Source organism: Streptomyces sp. NPDC018000 (assembly GCF_044328025.1).
Lineage (GTDB): Bacteria > Actinomycetota > Actinomycetes > Streptomycetales > Streptomycetaceae > Streptomyces.
Map to the genome: position 1 here is coordinate 701584 of NZ_JBIRGM010000002.1, position 19590 is coordinate 721173.

16 protein-coding genes and 1 pseudogene are annotated in these 19590 nt (G+C 66.4%); 3 read left to right on the forward strand and 14 right to left on the reverse strand.

The genetic code is table 11. The features are described from left to right. Positions 1-97: 97 nt before the first annotated feature. Positions 98-2833 carry a bifunctional SulP family inorganic anion transporter/carbonic anhydrase gene (locus ACH4EW_RS07775; protein ID WP_398252880.1) on the reverse strand — a complete coding sequence of 912 codons (2736 nt, stop codon included), beginning with the start codon at positions 2831-2833 and terminating at the stop codon, positions 98-100. A gap of 815 nt (positions 2834-3648) precedes the next feature. After that, positions 3649-4644, reverse strand: coding sequence for an ATP-binding protein (locus tag ACH4EW_RS07780; RefSeq protein WP_398252883.1), 996 nt, complete (start codon positions 4642-4644; stop codon positions 3649-3651). Positions 4645-4746: 102 nt separating this feature from the next. Between ACH4EW_RS07780 and ACH4EW_RS07785 the strand changes: the two genes are divergently transcribed. Continuing rightward, positions 4747-5571: an oxidoreductase gene (locus ACH4EW_RS07785; RefSeq protein WP_398252886.1), complete on the forward strand. Its 825-nt coding sequence runs from the start codon at positions 4747-4749 to the stop codon at positions 5569-5571. A 452-nt stretch (positions 5572-6023) separates the two neighbouring features. On the opposite strand, the gene ACH4EW_RS07790 is transcribed toward ACH4EW_RS07785, so the two are convergent. Next, a complete protein-coding gene (locus ACH4EW_RS07790; RefSeq protein WP_398252888.1) occupies positions 6024-6863 on the reverse strand; it encodes an HAD family hydrolase in 840 nt (279 codons plus the stop codon). Between the two features lie 527 nt (positions 6864-7390). On the opposite strand from ACH4EW_RS07790, the gene ssd reads away from it, so the two are divergent. Both ssd and ACH4EW_RS07800 read left to right on the forward strand, forming a co-directional pair. Continuing rightward, positions 7391-8491: a septum site-determining protein Ssd gene (gene ssd, locus ACH4EW_RS07795; protein WP_398253341.1), complete on the forward strand. Its 1101-nt coding sequence runs from the start codon at positions 7391-7393 to the stop codon at positions 8489-8491. Continuing rightward, a pseudogene (locus tag ACH4EW_RS07800) lies at positions 8488-9342 on the forward strand (TadA family conjugal transfer-associated ATPase); the annotation flags it as partial. The gene ssd and the pseudogene ACH4EW_RS07800, both read left to right, overlap by 4 nt. 247 nt (positions 9343-9589) lie before the next feature. On the opposite strand, the gene ACH4EW_RS07805 reads toward ACH4EW_RS07800, so the two are convergent. The 11 genes from ACH4EW_RS07805 to ACH4EW_RS07855 form a co-directional block, all read right to left on the reverse strand. After that, positions 9590-9823: a hypothetical protein gene (locus ACH4EW_RS07805; protein WP_398252891.1), complete on the reverse strand. Its 234-nt coding sequence runs from the start codon at positions 9821-9823 to the stop codon at positions 9590-9592. 283 nt (positions 9824-10106) lie between these two features. Beyond that, positions 10107-10955 (reverse strand): helix-turn-helix domain-containing protein, encoded by an 849-nt coding sequence (locus ACH4EW_RS07810; RefSeq protein ID WP_398252894.1) that lies wholly within the window; start codon positions 10953-10955, stop codon positions 10107-10109. Positions 10956-10964: 9 nt separating this feature from the next. Beyond that, positions 10965-11483, reverse strand: a complete 519-nt coding sequence (locus ACH4EW_RS07815; RefSeq protein ID WP_398252897.1) for a DUF6879 family protein — start codon at positions 11481-11483, stop codon at positions 10965-10967. Further along, entirely contained in the window at positions 11464-11730 is a 267-nt protein-coding gene (locus ACH4EW_RS07820) for a hypothetical protein (protein WP_398252900.1), read from the reverse strand. Before ACH4EW_RS07820 ends, ACH4EW_RS07815 begins: the two co-directional genes overlap by 20 nt. 1007 nt (positions 11731-12737) lie before the next feature. Continuing rightward, on the reverse strand, positions 12738-13073 hold the full coding sequence (locus tag ACH4EW_RS07825; RefSeq protein WP_398252903.1) for a P27 family phage terminase small subunit: 336 nt from the start codon (positions 13071-13073) through the stop codon (positions 12738-12740). Positions 13074-13684: 611 nt separating this feature from the next. After that, positions 13685-14572, reverse strand: coding sequence for a hypothetical protein (locus tag ACH4EW_RS07830; RefSeq protein WP_398252906.1), 888 nt, complete (start codon positions 14570-14572; stop codon positions 13685-13687). A 606-nt stretch (positions 14573-15178) separates the two neighbouring features. Continuing rightward, positions 15179-16636: a phage/plasmid primase, P4 family gene (locus tag ACH4EW_RS07835; RefSeq protein WP_398252909.1), complete on the reverse strand. Its 1458-nt coding sequence runs from the start codon at positions 16634-16636 to the stop codon at positions 15179-15181. Further along, on the reverse strand, positions 16633-16857 hold the full coding sequence (locus tag ACH4EW_RS07840; RefSeq protein WP_398252912.1) for a hypothetical protein: 225 nt from the start codon (positions 16855-16857) through the stop codon (positions 16633-16635). Before ACH4EW_RS07840 ends, ACH4EW_RS07835 begins: the two co-directional genes overlap by 4 nt. A 495-nt stretch (positions 16858-17352) precedes the next feature. Then, complete coding sequence (locus ACH4EW_RS07845) at positions 17353-17679, reverse strand: hypothetical protein (protein WP_398252915.1); 327 nt, start codon at positions 17677-17679, stop codon at positions 17353-17355. Then, on the reverse strand, positions 17676-18026 hold the full coding sequence (locus ACH4EW_RS07850; protein WP_398252918.1) for a hypothetical protein: 351 nt from the start codon (positions 18024-18026) through the stop codon (positions 17676-17678). Before ACH4EW_RS07850 ends, ACH4EW_RS07845 begins: the two co-directional genes overlap by 4 nt. Next, positions 18023-19570, reverse strand: a complete 1548-nt coding sequence (locus tag ACH4EW_RS07855; RefSeq protein ID WP_398252921.1) for a recombinase family protein — start codon at positions 19568-19570, stop codon at positions 18023-18025. Before ACH4EW_RS07855 ends, ACH4EW_RS07850 begins: the two co-directional genes overlap by 4 nt. Between the last annotated feature and the right edge of the window lie 20 nt (positions 19571-19590).

Here is a 19590-nt window from a genome sequence, read left to right on the forward strand (position 1 = left end):
CGCAGTGCAACGCAGTACGGAGCACGGCGGCACGGAGCGATTCGAAGCGGTTCGGAGGCGGGGCCACAAGGTCTCACGGACCGGGGACGAACGCGGTTCAGACGCCGGTACGTTCCAACTCGCCGGAACCGGATGGGTCACCCGGGGCGGCGGTGGGCCCGGGGGTGCAGGCATCGCTGGGGGAACGGGAGTCGGTCGAGGCGTAGTAATCGGACGAGGCGTGGGTGTCGCCAGGGCCCACGCGGTCGAAGACCTCTTCGAGCGCGAGTCCGGCACTCGCGCCCTCGGTCAGCAGATAGGCCTGCGCCTCGCCTACGTGGAAGTACATCCCGTGCAGTTGGAGCGTGCCCTCGGCGAGCCGCCGCGCCACTGATTCATGGGCCCGCAGATGGTCCAGCTGCTGGACCACATTGGTGAGGCAGAGCTGCTCCACCGCATCGGTCGGAAGGCGGCCGGAGATCCGGGCCCAGGCATGATGCCGCGACGCCATCCTCTTCAGGCTTGGCAGCCCGTGTCTCAGCCAGCGCCACAGGGATGTCGGCGCAGTGTCCGGGTCCGGCCTGGTGCCGAGCAGAGCCTGCATCGCGCCGCAGCCGGAGTGTCCGCAGACGGTGATGGACTCCACCTTCAGCACATCCACCGCGTACTCGATCGCGGCGCCCACCGAGTCGTCACCCGACTCGGTGTCCGGCGGGGGTACCAGATTGCCGACGTTCCGCACGGTGAACAGGTCACCCGGGCCGCTCGCCGTGATCATGCTGGTGACCAGGCGGGAGTCGGCGCAGGTGATGAAGAGATGGGAGGGGCGTTGACCCTCGCGGGCCAACCGGGCCAGCTCCTCGCGCACCAGCGGAGCGGTGTTCCGCTGGAACGAACTCAGACCGCTGACCAGGTGGTTGCCGCCGGTCCGGCGCGGGGTGGCGGCGGGTGAGCTGGTCGGGCCGGGGGTGCTGTGGGCTCCGGTGGCGTCGTGAGGGGTGTCGTTCTCGAGGGCGCGGTCCTCGATGGATCCGGAGCTGGGATCTGGGCCCGCGCCGAGGCGGCCATGGTGGGTCTCGGGCGTCTGCTCGGGCCGGTCGTGGCAGTGATGGTTGCGCCACGGCGTCCAGGGGTGGCAGCAGGAATGCGCCGCCGATGCGGGCTCGGCGATCCGGCCGCCGGACCTGCCGGTGAAGACGACGCGGCCGCCGTGGGCCGTCTGGGCAGTGCTCCAGTCCTGGATTGCCTCGTACGCCGCATGGTCCATGAAGAAGCCGTCAAGCTCGACGACGGCATCCCCGCCCGGGGGCAGCTGGCCGAGCGTCCGGCTGAGCCGGGGCACTGCGAGAAACGTCAACTGGCCCCGTACGACCACCAGATGCCGGCCGTCCTGTTCGGTCACGGTGATCCCGGTCCGGGCCAGCCGGTGCAGGGAGACGGCCACCGCCGCCGCGATGCCGATCACCACACCCTTGAGCACGCCGAAGAGGATCACGCCAGTGATGGTCGCCCCGTACACCAGGAACTCCCGGTGCTTATGGACATTGCGAATATGGGCGAAACTCACCATCTGGATGCCGACCATCATGACCAGCGCGCCGAGCGCGGCCAGCGGGATCCGCTCCAGGACGGTGACCAGCAGCCCGGCGGCGAGCACCACCCAGACGCCGTGCAGCACGGTGGAGGCACGGCCCGTCGCTCCGGCCCGCACATTCGCCGAACTGCGCACGGCACCGCCGGACACCGCCAGCCCGCCGGCCAGCCCGGACAGGGTGTTGGCGATGCCCTGGGCGCGCAGCTCACGGTCGAGATCGGAGCGTCTTACGAGCGGGTCCGGTGGGGACGAAGACGCCGGGCCCGGGCCCGAGGCTGAATCCGAATCCGAAACCGAATCCGAACCCGAGGCCGAGGTTGAGGCCGACGTCAAGTCGTCCTTGGACCGGGTCGCTGGTTGCTCGCCAGCGCGTTCGGCCGACAGCTTGTCCACGGCGACCGCGGCGAGCAGCGACTCCAGACTGGCCACCAGCATCACTGTGAACACAGCAGTGGCCAGGGCGAGTACGGGGCCGTGGGGCATCTCCGGCAGGGCGTGCGAGCGCCAGGACGGCAGATCGACCCGGGCGATCCCGGGCGCCGCGATCGCAGCCACGGCTGTCGCGGTCACCACCGCGGCGAGGGCAGCCGGAATCCGCCGTGCCACTCGGCCGATCCGCCCCGGAAGCCGAGGCCACAGGATCAGGACGGTGATGGTCAGCATGCCGATCAGCGGGGCGGCCGGACTCACTCTCCCCAGCTGGTCGGGGAGGGCGAGGGCGTTGGCGACGGCCGAACTCTGAGGCGAGCCGCCGAGCACGATGTGCAGCTGGGCGAGTGCGATGGCCACGCCGATGCCGGCGAGGGTGCCGTGCACGATGGCGGGGCTGACGGCGAGAGCGCTGCGCGCCGCCCGCAACGAGCCCAGCAGTATCTGCAGAAGTCCTGCGCCGATGGTGACAGCGCATGTGGTGCGCCAGCCGTAGTTCTGGATCAACTCGGCTGTGACCACGGTCAGTCCGGCGGACGGGCCGCTGACCTGGAGGGGTGTGCCGCCGAGCAGTCCGGCGACGATTCCGCCGATCGCGGCGGCGATGAGGCCTGCCTCCAGCGGGGCGTCCATGGCGACGGCGAGGCCGAGCGACATGGGGACGGCGAGCAGGAAGACCGTGATCGATGCGGACAGGTCGGCGCCCGCGATGCGGAATCGTCCGCCGCGCTGCGGCGGTGGTGGGCTGTGCGGTCGTTTGATTCCCGAGGCGCGGGATGGGCGCGAACTGCGGGATGTGTGGTCATGACGAGTGGGGACGCAAGCAGACATGTTCCCGTCTCCTCCGGGGCAGCGCGGTCGCGGAACGTGGGGGACGCGGCCGTGGTTCACGGCGTGCAGCGGCGGGATTTCTCAACGCTCAGTAAACAGATCGTAATGGAGAGTAAAGATCTGCGTCCATGGTTGAGGTCAAATGGATCATTCATTCACCTATTCAAGTGAATAAGCCGCTTTTCATATGACCTGTCATGACTCATTCCGACAGAGATGCACGCGCTCTTGACCGTGCTACGTCAGCAATTCAATGCATATTTCCCGCCTGGGAGGGCGGCGACGAGATCGGCACCCACTTCAATAGCCACTTCTGCGGCCCCGACGGTGGTATCGGCACCTGGTCCGTCGATGAGTGGAAGAGCGAGAGCGACCAGGCCAAGTCTTTGTGGGGAGCTGGAAGGCCAACGTCCTCCGGTCTCAAGCGCGAGCAGCGGCTTCTCTTCGGCGGGCAAGGAGCTCATCGGCGGGCGCACCCCTCGTCCGGAGGGGCGGGAGAATGTGGTGGCCGCAGCGCGGCGACGGGCTTTTGCCGCGACTCCTGGAACACCGCTGGGACGCCCCACCACCCGACGTCTCAAGTGATCCGTTTGCCGGTCGGTCTGAGCCGGGCGTCCGAGGCGGAAACGGACCGCGCGTCGGGGGCCGACAGGGCTCATGCCGGGTGCGGATCGGGTCAGTCGCCGGCTCGGTGACGCAGTTCGGTGCCACGCACGGCCACCGAACTGCACACCCTTCGGATGCGACTGCCACTTGAGGGCGTAACGGAGCCCCGGCCGGAACGATGGCATCCTCCCGGCCGGGGCTCTGACAGATCAGGCAGGCTGAGCGGCGCCGTCCTGCACGTACCGCTCGTCGAGCACGAAGGCCGGGTCGACCTGGGCCGCCAGGTCGGCACCCGTCTTCTCATTGCCCCAGCTCTCCGCGTTCTTCAGATGGAAGTGCACCATCTGTCGCGTGTAGCGCTCCCAGTCCCGCTGCTCGTACGAATCCTCCGCGGCGTTCTGCAGTGCTTGCAGAGCCATGCGGTTGTCCGCCTCCAGCAGCTCGAAGCGGGCCGGCCTGCCCTTCTCCATGGCCCGTACCCAGTCGGAGTGCCCGACGCTGACCAGTAGATCGTCGCCAACCTCGGCACGCAGGAAGTCCAGATCGTCCTCGCCCTGCACCTTGTTGCCGATGACCTTCAGCGCGACCCCGAAGTCCTGCGCGTAATCCTTGTACTGGCGGTAGACCGAGACGCCCTTGCGGGTCGGCTCGGCGACCAGGAACGTCATGTCGAAGCGGGTGAACATCCCGGAAGCGAAGGAGTCCGAACCTGCTGTCATGTCAACGACGACATAGTCGTCGGGGCCGTCGATCAGATGGTTGAGGCAGAGCTCGACTGCACCGACCTTGGAGTGGTAACAAGCCACACCCAGATCCGAATCGGTAAACGCCCCTGTGGCCATCAGCCGGATCTCCCCGTCGTCGAGCCGGACCGTGCGGGCGCACGCGTCGTAGACCGGGTTGTCCTCGCGGACCCGCAGTAGCCGCGAGCCTTCGCCGGGCGGAGTTGTCTTGATCATTGTCTCCACGGAGGCGATACGGGGATTGCTGCCGCGCAGATACTCCTTGATCAGAGGCAGCTGGGCTCCCATGGCGGGCAGCGCCGCGGCCTCGTGGTCGTCGAGGCCGAGCGCAGCCCCGAGGTGCTGGTTGATGTCGGCGTCCACCGCGACGACATGGGCTTCATTGGCGGCAAGGTGGCGGATGAAGAGAGAGGACAGCGTGGTTTTGCCGCTGCCGCCCTTCCCTACGAAAGCGATCTTCATGTTCACCTAGGGTAGCGGCTCGACTGCACTCCGCTGTCGCGCTTCGTGAAGAAGGCCACTCCCGCCGGTATCGGTGCAGGGGGACGCGTAGCCTCGCTACTTATGAGTACGACTGCCTCTGATCCGCTCGCCACCCTGGGCACCCTGCCGGGGGTCGCCGACGCGGTGGACTCCGTACGCAAGGCCGTCGACCGGGTCTACGGTCACCGCGTCATGCGGCGCCGCAGTAACGAGGTCACCGCCGAAGCGGCGCTGCGCGGTGCCCGTGGCTCGGCGGCGCTGTCCGGCGCTGACTGGAATCTGGAGGAGGTGCGCCGGCGCACCGACTTCAGCGGCGACGGTGAGGCGCATGTGATCGGGGCGGCCCTCAGGCTCGCTGCCGAAGCGGGACAACTGCTCTCCATTTGGCGGCAGTCGCCACTGCGCGTCCTGGCGCGGCTGCATCTGGTTGCGGCCGGTGGCGCGGCGCCCGAGGATACTGTCGGTCGGCCGCGGCTGGCGGGCGAACCCGTGGACGAACCGCTGATCGAAGCGCCGTTGCCGGATGCCGAGGAGGTGGCTGGGCGGCTGGAAGTGCTCTCCGGGTTGATCCTTTCGGGTACTGCGGCGCCCGCGCTGGTGACGGCGGCAGTTGTGCACGGTGAACTGTTGGCCTTGCGTCCTTTCGGTTCGTACAACGGCCTCGTCGCGCGTACCGCGGAGCGGATCGTGCTGATCGGGAGCGGGCTCGACCCCAAATCGATCTGCCCCGCCGAGGTGGGCCACGCCGAGCAGGGGAGGGCGGCGTACATCGCTGCGTTCGAGGGCTATCTGTCGGGGACGCCGGATGGGATGGCAGCCTGGATCGCGCACTGCGGGCGCGCCGTGGAGCTGGGCGTCAGGGAATCGACGGCGGTGTGCGAGGCGCTGCAGCGCGGCGCCGCATAGCAGGGCGGCGGGGCCCTTAGGAGTGGGCGCGGCAACCGGGTGGGGCGAATGAATAGCTTCACCGTGGCAACTCCACTGCCCGGTAAAAGGGTTGCGGCGGCACCGTCCTCGGTACCGCCGCTGGCACGTCTACCCAGTTACCATGCGTCCTCGATATGTGCCCATCAGGTCGGGGGCTTTGCCCGTTCCCTGGTGCGGCTGGCCCGTAATCGACGGGTCGACGTCGCGTGGGTGCTCGGTTTTCATGCTCGGTCCGTGGGGCCTTCTCTGCGTTATCAGGTAATCCTTTCGGACGTCCTTGGTCTCGCGGGCCGTTGAATCCTTTCTACCTCCTGAGCTGGTGTGAGCGGTAGTGTCGGCCACACTTCTTTACTTTTAGGTTCAATTACGGGCGAGTTGGACAACTCGGCTCGGCCGCATGCACTGGACCGATCGGTCTCCCGGCCCGATCATCAGAGGGAGGCCGTGGTGCTGCGGCGGCGGGAGGTGTACCAGACCAGTCCCGCTGTCGCGGCGGCTGCACTCAGTGCTGCCGCCGCGACCAACGCCGGGCGCGGCGGCATCGAGAACGTGGGCAGTCGCTGCTTCAGTCGAACCGGTCGGTCGAACACGAGAATCGGCCACTCGCGGAGGGTCGCTTCGCGCCTCAGGGCGCGGTCCGGATTCACCGCGTGCGGGTGGCCGACCGACTCCAGCATCGGCACATCGGTCGCGGAATCGCTGTAGGCGTAGCAGCGTGAGAGGTCGTATCCCTCCGACACTGCGAGTGTCTTGATCGCCTCGGCCTTCGTCGGCCCGTACGCGTAGTACCCCACCTCGCCGGTGAAGCAGCCGTCGTCACCGACGACCATCCGGGTGGCGACGACTCGGTCGGCGCCGAGCAGTTCGCCGATCGGCTCGACCACCTCGGCGCCCGAGGTCGAGACGATCACCACATCCCGCCCGGCGGTGTGATGCTCCTCGATGAGCGTCGCCGCTTCGTCGTAGATGATCGGGTCGATCAGATCGTGCAGGGTCTCGGCGACGATTTCCTTCACTTGCTGGACGTTCCAGCCCTTGCAGAGCGCGGAGAGATATTCCCGCATCCGCTCCATCTGGTCGTGATCTGCGCCCCCGGCAAGGAACACGAACTGTGCGTACGCAGTGCGCAGTACGGCGCGGCGGTTGATCAGCCCGCCTCGGTAGAAGGACTTGCTGAAGGTCAGCGTCGAAGACTTCGCAATGACCGTCTTGTCCAGGTCAAAGAAGGCTGCTGTGCGCGGCAAGAAGCGGTTTTCCACAAGGCAGAGCATAGGGGCCCACCATTCGGCGTAAACTCTGGCGCGTGGGTTTGCCTGGGAAGGCTCTCGGGTACACCATGGAAGTCACGGATCGTTCGCGACCGTGCTAACCCGGTCCGGCTCCTCCCCCCCCGAGTCGGCCGTGGGGACGACCCCCGCTCTCCCCCCCGGCGGGGGTCGTCGCATGTCCGGACGTGCTTCTGTCGTTCGGAATCAGACATTTTCCTTCCATTTCGGCCGTGACGGCCCGCTTCTGGTTCCGTCTTTCACCATCCTGAATCGTCACGGTGCGTAGTGGAAGTGCTGCTCTCCGGAAGTCACCGGGATGAGCGACAGAGATATTCACAACGGTGGAGTTGTCCACAGTATTTGAGCAAGATCCACACGATTTTCCGAAGCGTTGCACGGTGATTCCAGCCGCGAAGTCCGCGGGTTGTGGAATCGCCGATCTTGGAACGCTCCGAGATCACCGCGAACCGCGATGAAGGTGCAGTGAGAAGGGGGCGGAGATCGTGGCTGAATCCATCGCACGGGATCGTATGCCGACCGCCGAAGAGCGGCGGGGCGGACCGCTGATCGTGACCGAGGATGTGGAACTCCTCGACGATCTGCTGCGTCTGTGCGCGGCCGCCGGAGCGGAACCAGAAGTTCATCACTCGTTGCCCGAACATAGAGGCAGCTGGGAGCAGGCCCCGATGATTCTCGTGGGGGACGATGCCGCCCAGCGGTGCCGCGGAGCGGCGCGCAGGCGCGGTGTGATGCTTGTCGGCCGGGATCAGGACGCCCCGGATGTCTGGCGCCGCGCCGTGGAGATCGGGGCCGAATATGTGCTGAGGCTGCCCGATTCGGAGGGCTGGCTCGTCGATCAGATCGCCAATGCGGCGGAAGGAGTGGGTCGGCCGGCACTCACCGTCGGGGTGATCGGCGGACGGGGCGGATCCGGCGCATCCACACTTGCCTGCGCCCTCGCGGTGACCGCGGCCAGGGCCGGACGGCGGACCATGCTGATTGACGGCGACCCGCTCGGCGGGGGCATCGATGTTCTGCTCGGCGGCGAACGGGCCGAGGGGATGAGGTGGCCGGATTTCGCCCATTCCAAAGGGCGGGTCGGCGGAGGCGCACTGGAGGAGTCCTTGCCCGCACTGCACGGTCTGCGGGTGCTCAGCTGGGGCCGCGACGACTGGGTGGTCATCCCGCCACAGGCCATACAGGCCGTGCTGGCAGCCGCGCGCAGGCTCGGCGGGGTGGTCGTCGTCGACCTGCCGCGCCGGGTCGACGAGTCGGTGGCCGAGGCGCTCGCACAGTTGGACCTCGGGCTGCTGGTGGTCCCGGGAGAGCTTCGTGCAGTTGCGGCGGCGAAGCGGGTGGCGTCGATGGCCGGGATGGTTCTGGACGACCTGCGGGTGGTGGCACGCGGTCCGTATGCGGCGGGCCTCGACGAACGGTGGGTGGCGCGGGCGCTGGGGCTGCCGCTTGCCGGTGAACTCCCGCTCGACGCAGGGCTGCTGGCCGCCCAGGACGGCGGTGCACCGCCTGGCGGCAGTGCACGCGGTCCACTGGCCAGGTTCTGCACGGCGTTCTGGGAGCGGGCACTCGCCCCGGAGGGCACAGGGGGACGCGCCGGTGGGGGTGCGCCATGACCGAGACGCTGCTCGATGCCGTACGGCAGCGGCTGGCGCAGAGCGGTGCGGCGCCGACCCCGGCCGGGGTCGCGGCAGCTCTTCGGGCCCAGGGGCGGCTGCTCGGCGATGCCGAAGTGCTCGGCGTGGCCGATGAGTTGCGCGGCGAGCTGGTCGGGACCGGGGTGCTGGAACCGCTCCTTGCCGACCCGGCCGTGACGGATGTCCTGGTCTCCGCGCCGGACCGGGTGTGGGTGGACCGGGGCGGCGGGCTCGAACTCACCGGGGTGACCTTTCCGGACGCTGCCGCCGTGCGCAGGCTGGCGCAGCGGCTGGCGGCCGTGGCGGGGCGGCGGCTGGACGACGCCCGGCCCTGGGTGGACGCACGGCTGCCGGACGGCACCCGTATGCATGCCGTGCTGCCGCCGGTGTCCGTCGGCTCGACGTGTCTGTCGCTGCGGGTAGTGCGGCCCATGGCTTTCTCGCTGGCGGAGCTGATTGCGGCGGGGACCGTGCCGCCGGGCGGCGACCGGTTACTGAGGGCGTTGGTGGAAGCCAGGGTCTCGTATTTGATCAGTGGGGGGACGGGGGCCGGGAAGACGACCCTCTTGTCGAGCCTGCTGGGTGCGGTCGGGGAGCGTGAGCGAATCGTGCTTGCCGAGGACTCGGCGGAGCTGCGGCCGGACCACCCGCATGTGGTGCGCCTGGAGTCGCGCCCTGCCAACCAGGAGGGCGCGGGGCGAGTGACCCTGAGGGACCTGGTGCGGCAGGCGCTGCGGATGCGGCCCGACCGGCTGGTGGTTGGGGAGGTGCGGGGCGCTGAGGTCACCGACCTGCTGGCCGCGCTGAACACTGGCCACGAGGGTGAGTGCCTGGCTTAACCATACATAGGCACTCGCCAGCGGCAGAGAGCCCCGCCCATACGCCACGGGGGAAGCGCACGAACGGGGCCGGTCCGCCCCTCGCTGTGTCGGCAACGGGGAGTGTCCCCCGCCCCCACCGCATCGCGCCGCCGCGAGCACGGGTGAGGCGGAACCTAGAGGAGCAGCGAGAACACCAGGCCCACGAGGGACCACGCCAGAAACTCAGCGAGGGCGAGCACCAGGACGCGCGTGCGTCTCACTGGCGACCCTTCGCCCGGCACGTCCGGCACGGGAACGGGCACGGCGGGAGCGGGGCCGTGGGCGGCAGGTAGACGACTCCAGAGCGCACGTCCAGCGCACCGCCGTACTCGGTCCACCAACCCTCGGGAGAGTCCGCGTACGGGCCGCTGGGGTCGTCTATGAGGGACACCAGTTCCGGGGCCGGTAGCGACTCCTCCCGCTGTCTGCGGACCCGCGCCGGGGTGTTCACTGCGGGCACCTGTCGGCGTGCCGGTAGACGACGACGGGCGGGCCTGACTGCCGTTCGAGCGTTCCGCGTCGGCAGCGCTCAAGACTCTTGATCGGCTTCATGCACGCCGGGCACGTCTCGCCAGCGGGCGCGTAGGTCGAGTATTCCCACTGGCTTGCGTCTGTCTCGGGTTGCTGCGTCTTGCTCGCCATCGCGTCGCCGTCCCCTCACGTGGTCCGATGACGACCAAGCTAGAGAGAGCGGAACCCCAACTCCCAGGAGATTGCACGAGGTTGCACGCGAATCACGCGAGGGCATCCATGGCCGATGTGATCAGCGCACGCGCGGGGGCCCCGTAGACGGCCAGCGCTGCCAGCTCCGCGAACGTCTCGGCGTACATGGCTACCTCGCTGGGCTGCGTGAGCGTGAGATAGCCAGAGATCAACTCGACGTTGACCTGTGCTGTGTCGTAGATCCAAAACCCCTCGGCTGGCCAGCGCTCCCGGTCGGGCGTCATGGGCACAACTCCCAAGCTGACATTGGGAAGTGAGGCAATCGAGATCAGGTGGCCGAGCTGTCCGGACATGACCTCAGCGCCGCCGATTCCGGCCCGCAAAACCGACTCCTCAACGAGGAACGCGAACTGTCGGCCGCCCTCGTACAGAACCCGCTGACGCTCCATGCGCGCGGCCACAGCGTCGGCCACGTCGTCCACCAGGCCGCGCCGTCGCTGGATCGCCTGTAGCGCTGCTGTCGTGTACGGCTGCGTCTGGATCATGCCGGGCACGAGCCACGAGGAGTACGAGCGGAAACGGTGGGTCCGCTGGTACAGCGGTAGGCGCGCCTCCTGAGCCTGCTTGAGTCCGGCCCGCTCCATGCGTCGCCAGCCAACCCACATGCCCTCGGCCGTCCGCAGCATGGCAACCAGGTCTTCGGTCTGCTCCTCGGCCCCGCACGCCTTGCACCACGCCCGAATGTCGTCAGCGGACGGGGGCGTCTTGGCGTTCATGATCCGAGACGACTTGGACCGGCTCCACTCGCAGCGCTCGGCTAGGTCGAGCCCGGACAGGCCAGCATCCCGGCAGAGTTCCGCGAGACGATCCGCGAGAGCCTGCCGGGCCTGCTGGGCGCTGGAAGATGCAGAGACAGCCATGGTGCGTGATCAGCTCGGCCGGTACTCCGCGTGCGGGATGGCCCGCTGCCACGCCGCCTCGTACGCCGTCGCATACCGCGCGGCCAACTCCGGATCGTGGTGGACCTCCATGCGCGGGCCGGTCCACTGACCCTCTCCGCTGAAGTGGTGGAGGATCACGGTTTCCTCGTCCATGACCCACCCGTCCAGCGCGGGGAGCAAGAGGCCACGGGCCAGCGACCGAGGCAACCAACGCACGTCCTCACCCGCTGCCACGTTCGTAAAGGTGCCGTCGTACTCGTACCGCACGTAGTCGCTCAGCGGCTCGGAGACGACGCGCAGGCGGCGCATGTGAACCCCTCGGCCGGTCGTCTCGGCCACCACGTCCAGCCACGAGCGCCACCACGATTCGCGGTCGGCCGGGTCGTACCGGTGCCCTTCCTGCCAGCGGATGAACTCCGGGTCATCCCGCATGTAGCTATCCCGCATCTCAAGGTGCATCGCCGAGCGCTGCGCCTTTGCGAGGCATTCACGTACCGCTGTTGCCACCGTTGTCCTCACTGTCCGGGCGGGGGATGAACTGGAGCATGTTCGCGGGAAGCCGGATCACGCTCTCATGATCCGGAACGTCCGTGGAGTGACCCGGCACCGAGCCGACTTCCTGCGCCTGCCGGACGGTCTCCTCGTCCGCCGTCCATGACTGAATGATCAGGTCGCCGGTCGTGTCGTCCAGCCAGATCGTGGGCGATCCGTCGTCGGGGGTGTTTGGCCAAATCCCCAGGAACTTTAGGGCCATTGGGCTCTCCTCTGCCGAGTCGGTTGCACGTCCGTGCACGAGCGTCACCCCTACGCGTGATCAGCGCAAGAGGGCGACCCGGGGGTCGTTCCTCGGTGATATCTGACGGACCGTCAGAAACAACAACGGGACGGGTGTGGGCCATTCGGCCTGAGAATCGAAGGGGCACGAAACCCTTGCAATCTCGGGGCGGACACTGCCCGGCACCCTTCAGCCGGCCGGACTTCCCCCCCTTCTTTCGAAGGTGCCCCAGGAACGCAGAAAACCCCCGACGGCCAGACCCACAGCGGGGCCGGTCATCGGGGGTCATGAGCACCCCTTGACGTTCAGGGGTGGTCACTCTCGGCCGTAGGCGGCGAACAGCTCATGCAGCACCGGCAGATTGCCGGGGTCTCTCACGCCGACAGCGAGGGTTTCGGCGAACAGTGCGGCGTCCGTTCCCGCGTCCCGCCCGAGCGATGCGCCACCCTCGCTGAATGCGACGAACGAACGGTGCCACTGTCGACAGCGGGTACCGCAGTAAGGGCGACTCGGTCCCCCGCTGCACCGAGGCTGACGGGGTCGCTCGCAGCCGGGCCGCTGGCACATCCTCCCGTCAGACACTCGCAACCTCCGCGCGGCGCGTGTGACCGGTCGCATGTAGGACAGTGCCGGGCGGGTGCCGCAGGTAATCGGCGTACAGGTCCAGTGCGCGTATGACAGCCTCGCTCGCTGTCTCACAACCGGATAGCCGCTGTATGACAGCGAGGTTTGCGCGGGAGGCATCCGTGTGACGCACGCTGAGAGTCTTTGTCTTGTTCATCATTCCCCTTAGAGCAGCGCCGACATGTGATGAATTCGAGTAGCCCACTCCTGCGCCTCGGCCTCTAGTTCGCTTTCGGCAAGTGGGCGGCTGAAATCTCGCACCTGTAGGAAATGGCCAGCGGCGACGTACCGACGCGCTAGCTCAACATCTACAGCGGAAGGGCCGGTATCAACCGGTGCGTCATTACGCTTACGCCTTGCCATTACCGACGCACCCCGTGCTTAGCTCGGGCCATCAGTCGACCGGCCGCCGATGCCGACATGCCCGGCCCGCTGTCTGCATCATTCAGTCCGAGGGAGCGGACCAACGCCATAAACGATGCCTCGGCGGCGCGAATCTCCTTTAGGCAAGGGTTCGGGCCGATGCCCCCTCGGATGCCGCGAACGACAGCGCCACGGGTCTTGACGTCGTGTTCCATTTCCTGGATCTGATCCAGCACGGAGCACACCCGATCAAGGGTGGTTAGTTCGTAGTTCTCTAGCTCGAATTCAGCGAGCACGGCTAGGCGGAATTCTGCGCTGATCTTCTGGTTACTCATTGTGCCCCCTCCCAGGGTGCGGGTGTTTGTGCTGGTCACGGCGGGTTAACTGGTTCTGGGGCTGCGCAGGCAGATTCTCGCCTGCTATACGCTAGCGGTCCGGAAAGGTGCCGAAAGGGGGTTACCCCCTCCCCTTTGGTTACTTTCTGTGGTCTCAGTCGGCTGTTACACTCCGTGAAATTTGATCCAAACTCAGAGATTCACAGCGCTCGCAGCGTGGATCACCAAGGGTCGGGCGTGGCCTCCCGCTGCACCCTGGGAATCTCAGATTGTGGCCGGGGGGCCAACGAACGAGCCGCCGCAGATTCAGCCTGCGTCTTCCGCGTGTGATGCCAACGGCACAGCAATTGCAGATTGTCTAGGGCGTGGTTATCCCCGGGGGTGATGTGGTCAACGTCTGTGCCCGATTCTCCGCAGCGCTGCCCGGTATCGAGTAGGACCCCCTCACAGCGACCCCCCGCCCGTCGGATTACGCGCTGTCGCAACTTCGCCCAATTGGCGGGTAGCCGCTCGCGCCGGTTGCTGGTTGCCCATGCCATAGCGGCAATTCCTCTCGTGTGCACAGCGGGGCCGGTGACTGCTGCCGAGCCGACCCCGCTTACTGCCGCCCGCTACTTATAACTGGATGCAACCCCTAGGCCGGTGTTCATGACGCCGCCAATCTGGGCTAGATAGTTCTGCCGATCCGGGTAAAGCTGAGCCTTGATCTCCTCGGCCGTCTCCACAGCCTTAGCGCTGATCTCATCCATAGACGCAGTCAGGAACTCGCCCGAGAGGAACGGGTCGGTTTCGTTTACCTGCCGGGAGATCACATCTACAGCGGACGATAGGTCAGCCTGCCCCCAGCCCTTACCGTGCAGAACTAGGTACCCCTGCGCGTCCTCGGGGATATCGAGTAGGCCGCCCATGGTCAGCGTGTGCAGCGTGCTGTAACGGCTGCGCGTCGCATTGATGGCACCGGCCGCAGCACTGAAAGCCTCGGCGGCCTGCTTCCGACGTGCGTTGAATTCGGCGATAACAGCCGTGCGATACTCGTTGAGGAATGCGCGATCCTTTAGCAGTGCCTCATATGTTCCCCGCGCCCGGCGAAGTTCGTTGGCCGTCTCCGTGAGCGCCAGCGAGCAACCTTCAAGGGCCGCGTACGCCTCTAGCGACTTCGTGGCCGTTGCTGGCGTCTTGGTGCCCTTCCGCAGCGCATCGGCATGTGCCTTTGCGGCGTTCTTGCGGGTGTCCTCGGCCTCGCTCTCCAGCTCATACCACCGTTCCTCTAGGTCGTAACAAAGCTGGTCAAGTTCCGCGACCTTTTCCCAACGGTCAGCGGCTATAGCCGGGGCCAGGTCGCAGTGCCACGGGTTGGTACCGAGGATCTGATAGTCCGGCGTCCAAATATCGTCCGGTCGCGTGGCCTTGTGGACAACGCTTTCCAGCTTCTCAATCCGCTTGGCGGCTGCGTCGGTGTAGGTGACTGCCTTGCGGTAATCATTGCTTGCAAATTCCATCGAGGTTACCTCTCGGTTCCTGGGTACGAAAAAGGCCCCCTTACTCGCCGGGTCTCTGTCACAGACCACAGCGGGCAAGGGGGCCCACCGACGAGGAGTACGCCGACAATGCGTGCGTGACTTCAACTCATCGAAGAATTAGGGGAATTGCGGGTGACAGCCGCAGGAGGTCACCCCTTGACGTTTAGGGGTGCTGAGCGACCGGCCAGACTGGGAAGGGTCTGACCGGCCCTCGGCGCACCAAGGAACGAGAGGCAACCTCGTTGAATCCAACAAGCTAAAACGTCCGCGCTCTGGTCGGGTGTGGGGTTCGACAGGTGACGGGGTCCGCACATATTGGTTTCATGAACGGCTCTTGCCGTTCTCTCTCTACGAGGTGTGTGGGTTAAGCGAAAGGACGGAAAGGTTCGGAATAGCGAGCGCCGTGCGGCTATTCGTTACCTGACCGTGACGGCCGGCTCGGGGGTCAGCGGGAAAGCCGCGAAAGCCTGTGGGGCGGTAACAGATTTCTTGTTACCTGTACCTTCTTCCCATACGTATATAGGAGCTAGGTACAGGTAACAACTTTTCTGTTACCCCCTCCCGCTTTAGCGGCCCTATCCGCTGTCAGTGCTGCGTCTGGTCGAGAATCCCGGGCCCATACGCCTCCGCCTTAGCGACGTGCGCGGGCGGGTCGGACAGCAGATACAACCCCCGGTACATCCAACCCTTGCCCTTGCGCTGCACCTCGGTAACGCCGTTCGTCTTTAGGTGATTCTTGACGTTGCTCGGCGCGTACTTGGCTGACTTGTCGCCGTTGTCGTCGCGCCACTCCTTCAACTCCCGGTTGAAGTCGGACCGCTTAACCTCGCTGTCTTCGTCGTACTCGAACACCTCGCCCACGAGAGGCTTTAGCGGGTCTACCTCTTCCTTGTGCTGCTCGGTCGCCGCAATGACGCTTAGCGTGTCGCGTAGCCCCTCGCTGTAGTACCGGACGGCTCCGCGCACTACCCATGCGGCCACACCCTCTCGCTCGGGCCCCTGAATGGTCGGCTCTAGGTCGGGGTCGCGCCGGTCGGCAAACGAGACGCCGAACAGCATTGCCTTAGTGCGGGCCCACAGCGCAGCACCGCCCGAGCCGAATTCCGGCAGATAGTTGGTAGCGAGCACGATGGTAAAGGTGGGGTCGAAAGAGAACACCTTTCCGTGAAGGTGACGCGTGCTGATTCGGTCCCCGCCGGAAAGATTCTTGAGTAGTGCCGTATTCATGGGCACACCCTGGTTTCCCTCCTGCGCGACCACGAGCCGCTTTCCTCGCAGCGCTGCTATCTGCTCGGTGTGGACAGCCTGCCCGCGCACGTTCTCAAAGATGGTGAACGGCACCTCATGGACTACGTCATTTCCGAACACCTTTTGCATGGTGCGGATGGTGGTTCCCTTGCCGTTCCGGCCGTGCTCGCCGTACCAAACGCCTAGCGCGTGCTCGCGCACCTCGCCGGTAATCGCCATGCCTAGAAAGGTCTGGTAGTAGCGCTGCATATCCGAGTCATCGGGGAACACTTCCTCAACGAACCGCAGCCAGCGCGGGCACTCGGCATCGGGCACGTAATCGACGTTGGCGCACTGCGTGAGCATGTCGGCCGGATCGTGCGGGCGGAGTTCCCCGGTGCGGAGATCCACGGTGCCGTTCTGGAACGTCAGCAGGTGCCGCTGTGCATCCAACTCATCTACGGAGGAGCGGAGTTGTGGAAGTACAGCCATCTCGGAAACCATCGCGCGGCGCTGGTGGTTTACGAGCATCTTGTTAGCCGCAGCAGCAGCCCAACCCATGTCGGCGGAGTTCTCTACCCCGCGCCGCATGAGTTCCTTTGCGCCGTCTGTCACGGCCTGCATGGCTGCGCCGTCGTCGCCGGTCGCCTCCCAGACACGCCCATTCCAGCGGTACCAACCAACGTGCTGGACGTGTCGTAGTTCGTGCCCGCACTGGTCGGCAACGAACCGCGCAAAGTTCACGTGCCGAACCTCGGGGTCGATGGCTAGTAGGTCGCGCTGACGGGTCCAGTAGGCGGCATCAAAGGTGGTCACTTGTCGTTCTCCAGGAATGCGAGGGCGGCGGCGGTGTTGCTGGCGTTACGGTCACGGCGCGGCTTGCTCTCGGGAGCGTCGGCCGTCCGGTATGGGTCGGGGAATACAAGTTGGTCGAGTGGTACCGATCCGGGGCCATAGAAGTTGAGTTCTTCTAGCCGTTCCTCGAACCACACAATGAGTGCGTCTACGCGGGCGCGCTGTCGTTCTGCCTCGGTCATGTCGGGTTCTCCTTGGTGCTGTTGAGCACCCCTTGACGTTCAGGGGTGGTTAGTGGGTCGTGCCGTATGTCTTGCGCTGGTAGTAGGCGCGGCTACGGCAGCTACGCGAGCACCAGCGGGGCCGCTGTCCCTTACCGCAGTACGGCTTTAGCGGCTGTCCGCACTCGCACTTGGCGCGCATGAGGGTTCCTCCTTTTTGGATGCATCCAAATCAGGGCCAAAAGAAAGGCACCCTCTCGGTGCCTTCATTCGCTACGAGGTGAGCCAGTTAAGCGTTCCTGAAAACCCGTCATATTCGAGCCGGCCGACCGCTTTGGTAACTGTAAGTAATTGTCTGGCTACGGCTTTGCGGTTGGCCTTCTGGCGGCCTGCGGGGACCGGTCCGGCATCCGTGGTCAGCGAGAGAGGGGGCGGCGCTTAGGCGGCCGTCTGCGGGCACGGGAAAGCCCCGGCGGGGGAATCCTCACCGGGGCTCTCAAAGGTTCTCTGACTGGCCTACGCGGCCTTGCTGGCGTCCCTCTGCCGCTGCCTCTCAACAGCCGCTCTCATGCGCTCCGCCCGCTCCGCCTTGACCCGCTTCAACTCAGCCTCCGCAGCCGTCCGCGCAGCCGCCCTCTCGGTCCGCTGGCGTTCCCTCTCGGCCGCCCGCTCCTGGCGCTGCCGCTCCCGCTCCTCAGCGAGTGCCGCCGTTCGCTTCCGCCTCACAACCTCTCGCCGAATCACGGGGGCCGAACGCTCCTCGCGCTCCCGCTGGGCAATCCGGGCCGGGGTGTTACGGGCCACGGTCGCCATGAGTTCGGCGGCTATCTCCTCGGGGGTCATGCTGCGTGCTCCATACGTACTGTGCTGGCGTCTGAGTGCAGATTACGGACGGGTGCTGACAGACGGCTGCCGTACCTGCCCTCTATCCAGAGTCGGAGCACCAGCGGGGGCAGGGTGGCGCGCACCCGTTCGAACTCCGCTAGCCGGTCCTCGGCCTCTCGCAGATCTGCCGCAGCGCGGTTCCGGTCGGCCGTGAAATAGACCTCGGCGGCTCGCTCCGCTGTCGAGAGGCGAACCCACGGGCGGTACTCCCTCGGCGCTGTCGGCAGCATCCGGCGGAGTTCTGCTGTCAGCCGGTCAACGTCGGCAGTGAGCAGCGCGTGAAGCGCGGTTTCCTGGGTGCTCATGCCGTCGCCTCGTCCTGCGCGATGGCCGCAAGTTCTGCCTCTGCCGGGTCGAGGTCCCGGAGCCATGCCGGGCCGTCGAACGTGATCGCTATCCGCGATGCATCGAACCGTTTCGGTGCCCCGGGTGTGGCCGGTCGGATTACGACTCGCGTACCAAGGTCGATGAGCAGCGCCCGCCGCCCCTCCTCGTCGCGCTGTTCCCACGCGTCCGCCACGGTGCCGCCCGCATCGACCCATCGGCCCACGGCGTGTTCGGCCTCGGCTTGCAACTCAGCCTGTCGCTTCTCAAGAGCCGTTAGCTGTGTGATGACCACGCGCGCCGCCGTGCCGCTCGGGTCGAGCTGCGCAAGGTTCCCGGCAAGCCGCTCGATCTGCTGTGTCACCTCGGAGAGCTGGAGTACCGCGCTGCCGTCGGGTTCGGTCCAGCGCTGCAAGTTGAAGTTGCCGAACTTGCGCAGGAACTCGCTGCTGACAAGCTCCTCCACATACCGGGCGGTGACCACGTTCGGACGGTGTGAGCCGTGCTTGCCGACACCCTCGGGGCAGACGTGCGGCGAATAGTCCTTGCCCTTGACGGAACGGCGCTGCTTGTACATGTGACCGTCGCACTCGGAGCACTGAGCGATGTGGAGGAGCAGCGCCTTTCCCTTGCGCTCGCTGCCGCGCCCCTTGGCCTTGCCGTCGAGTACTGAGCGGAGGGCCGTCCAGGTCTGACCGTCGAGGATCTGTGGGCCAGCGGCTATGGGGTTGGCCTCGGCGTCGAGTACGGGCTGATTGGTGAGCGCGCCCCGCTTCTCGCCGGGGATCGACTGCACAAGCCAGCCGCGCAGCGCCGGGGTGTACAGGACATCGCGCAGGGTCGTGCAGTGCCAGCGCTGCCCGCGCAGCTTCCGGCCGTCCCGCTGGCGTGCGTGGTCGGCGGGCGGGAGTTCGCCGCGCTCGTTCAGTTCGCGGGCAAGACCCGTCAGAGAGCCGCCGTGGTTGATGAGCCGATCGGCGCACTCGCGGACGATGGCAGCGGCGGTCTCGTCGATGACCCATCGCTTGTTGTTCACCGGCCCATCGACGGCGTACCCGTACGGGGCCAGTCCGCCAAGGTGGTTGCCCCGTGCCCGGAAGTGCTTCTTTGAGTCCGTGATGCGGGCCTTGATCATGTCGCGCTCGTACTCAGCGAACGCCGCGAGAACGTTGATGATGATGCTCGCGTTTTCGGGGCTGACCACACCATCGGCGGTGACCACGGTTGTGCTCGTGGTCTTGGCGGCGTCGAGTAGCCGCTGAAACTCCAGGACGCTGCGGGCGTACCGGTCGAGCTTGGCGGCCAGGACGTAGTCAGCGCGGGGCATCCACGCCAGGACCTCCCGCATACCGGGGCGGTCTTCCAGCTTGCTTGCACCACTGACGTTCGTGTCGGTGGCGATGTGTACGACCTTCCACCCGCGCTGTGCGGCGTACGCCTTGCAGATGGCAATGCGGTGGTCTGGCGCTTCCTCGGCGAACAGGCGGGACAGGCGGTCGTAGATGACAACGGTCTTTTGGCTCATGCGGACCCCGAGCGAGTCAC

Bases quoted from the DNA above. Each gene is read 5' to 3' on its own strand.
- ACH4EW_RS07775 (WP_398252880.1), bottom strand. From the start codon at position 2,833: ATGTCTGCTTGCGTCCCCACTCGTCATGACCACACATCCCGCAGTTCG.
- ACH4EW_RS07780 (WP_398252883.1), bottom strand. From the start codon at position 4,644: ATGAAGATCGCTTTCGTAGGGAAGGGCGGCAGCGGCAAAACCACGCTG.
- ACH4EW_RS07785 (WP_398252886.1), top strand. From the start codon at position 4,747: ATGAGTACGACTGCCTCTGATCCGCTCGCCACCCTGGGCACCCTGCCG.
- ACH4EW_RS07790 (WP_398252888.1), bottom strand. From the start codon at position 6,863: ATGCTCTGCCTTGTGGAAAACCGCTTCTTGCCGCGCACAGCAGCCTTC.
- ssd (WP_398253341.1), top strand. From the start codon at position 7,391: ATGCCGACCGCCGAAGAGCGGCGGGGCGGACCGCTGATCGTGACCGAG.
- ACH4EW_RS07810 (WP_398252894.1), bottom strand. From the start codon at position 10,955: ATGGCTGTCTCTGCATCTTCCAGCGCCCAGCAGGCCCGGCAGGCTCTC.
- ACH4EW_RS07820 (WP_398252900.1), bottom strand. From the start codon at position 11,730: ATGGCCCTAAAGTTCCTGGGGATTTGGCCAAACACCCCCGACGACGGA.
- ACH4EW_RS07825 (WP_398252903.1), bottom strand. From the start codon at position 13,073: ATGAGTAACCAGAAGATCAGCGCAGAATTCCGCCTAGCCGTGCTCGCT.
- ACH4EW_RS07830 (WP_398252906.1), bottom strand. From the start codon at position 14,572: ATGGAATTTGCAAGCAATGATTACCGCAAGGCAGTCACCTACACCGAC.
- ACH4EW_RS07840 (WP_398252912.1), bottom strand. From the start codon at position 16,857: ATGACCGAGGCAGAACGACAGCGCGCCCGCGTAGACGCACTCATTGTG.
- ACH4EW_RS07845 (WP_398252915.1), bottom strand. From the start codon at position 17,679: ATGACCCCCGAGGAGATAGCCGCCGAACTCATGGCGACCGTGGCCCGT.
- ACH4EW_RS07850 (WP_398252918.1), bottom strand. From the start codon at position 18,026: ATGAGCACCCAGGAAACCGCGCTTCACGCGCTGCTCACTGCCGACGTT.
- ACH4EW_RS07855 (WP_398252921.1), bottom strand. From the start codon at position 19,570: ATGAGCCAAAAGACCGTTGTCATCTACGACCGCCTGTCCCGCCTGTTC.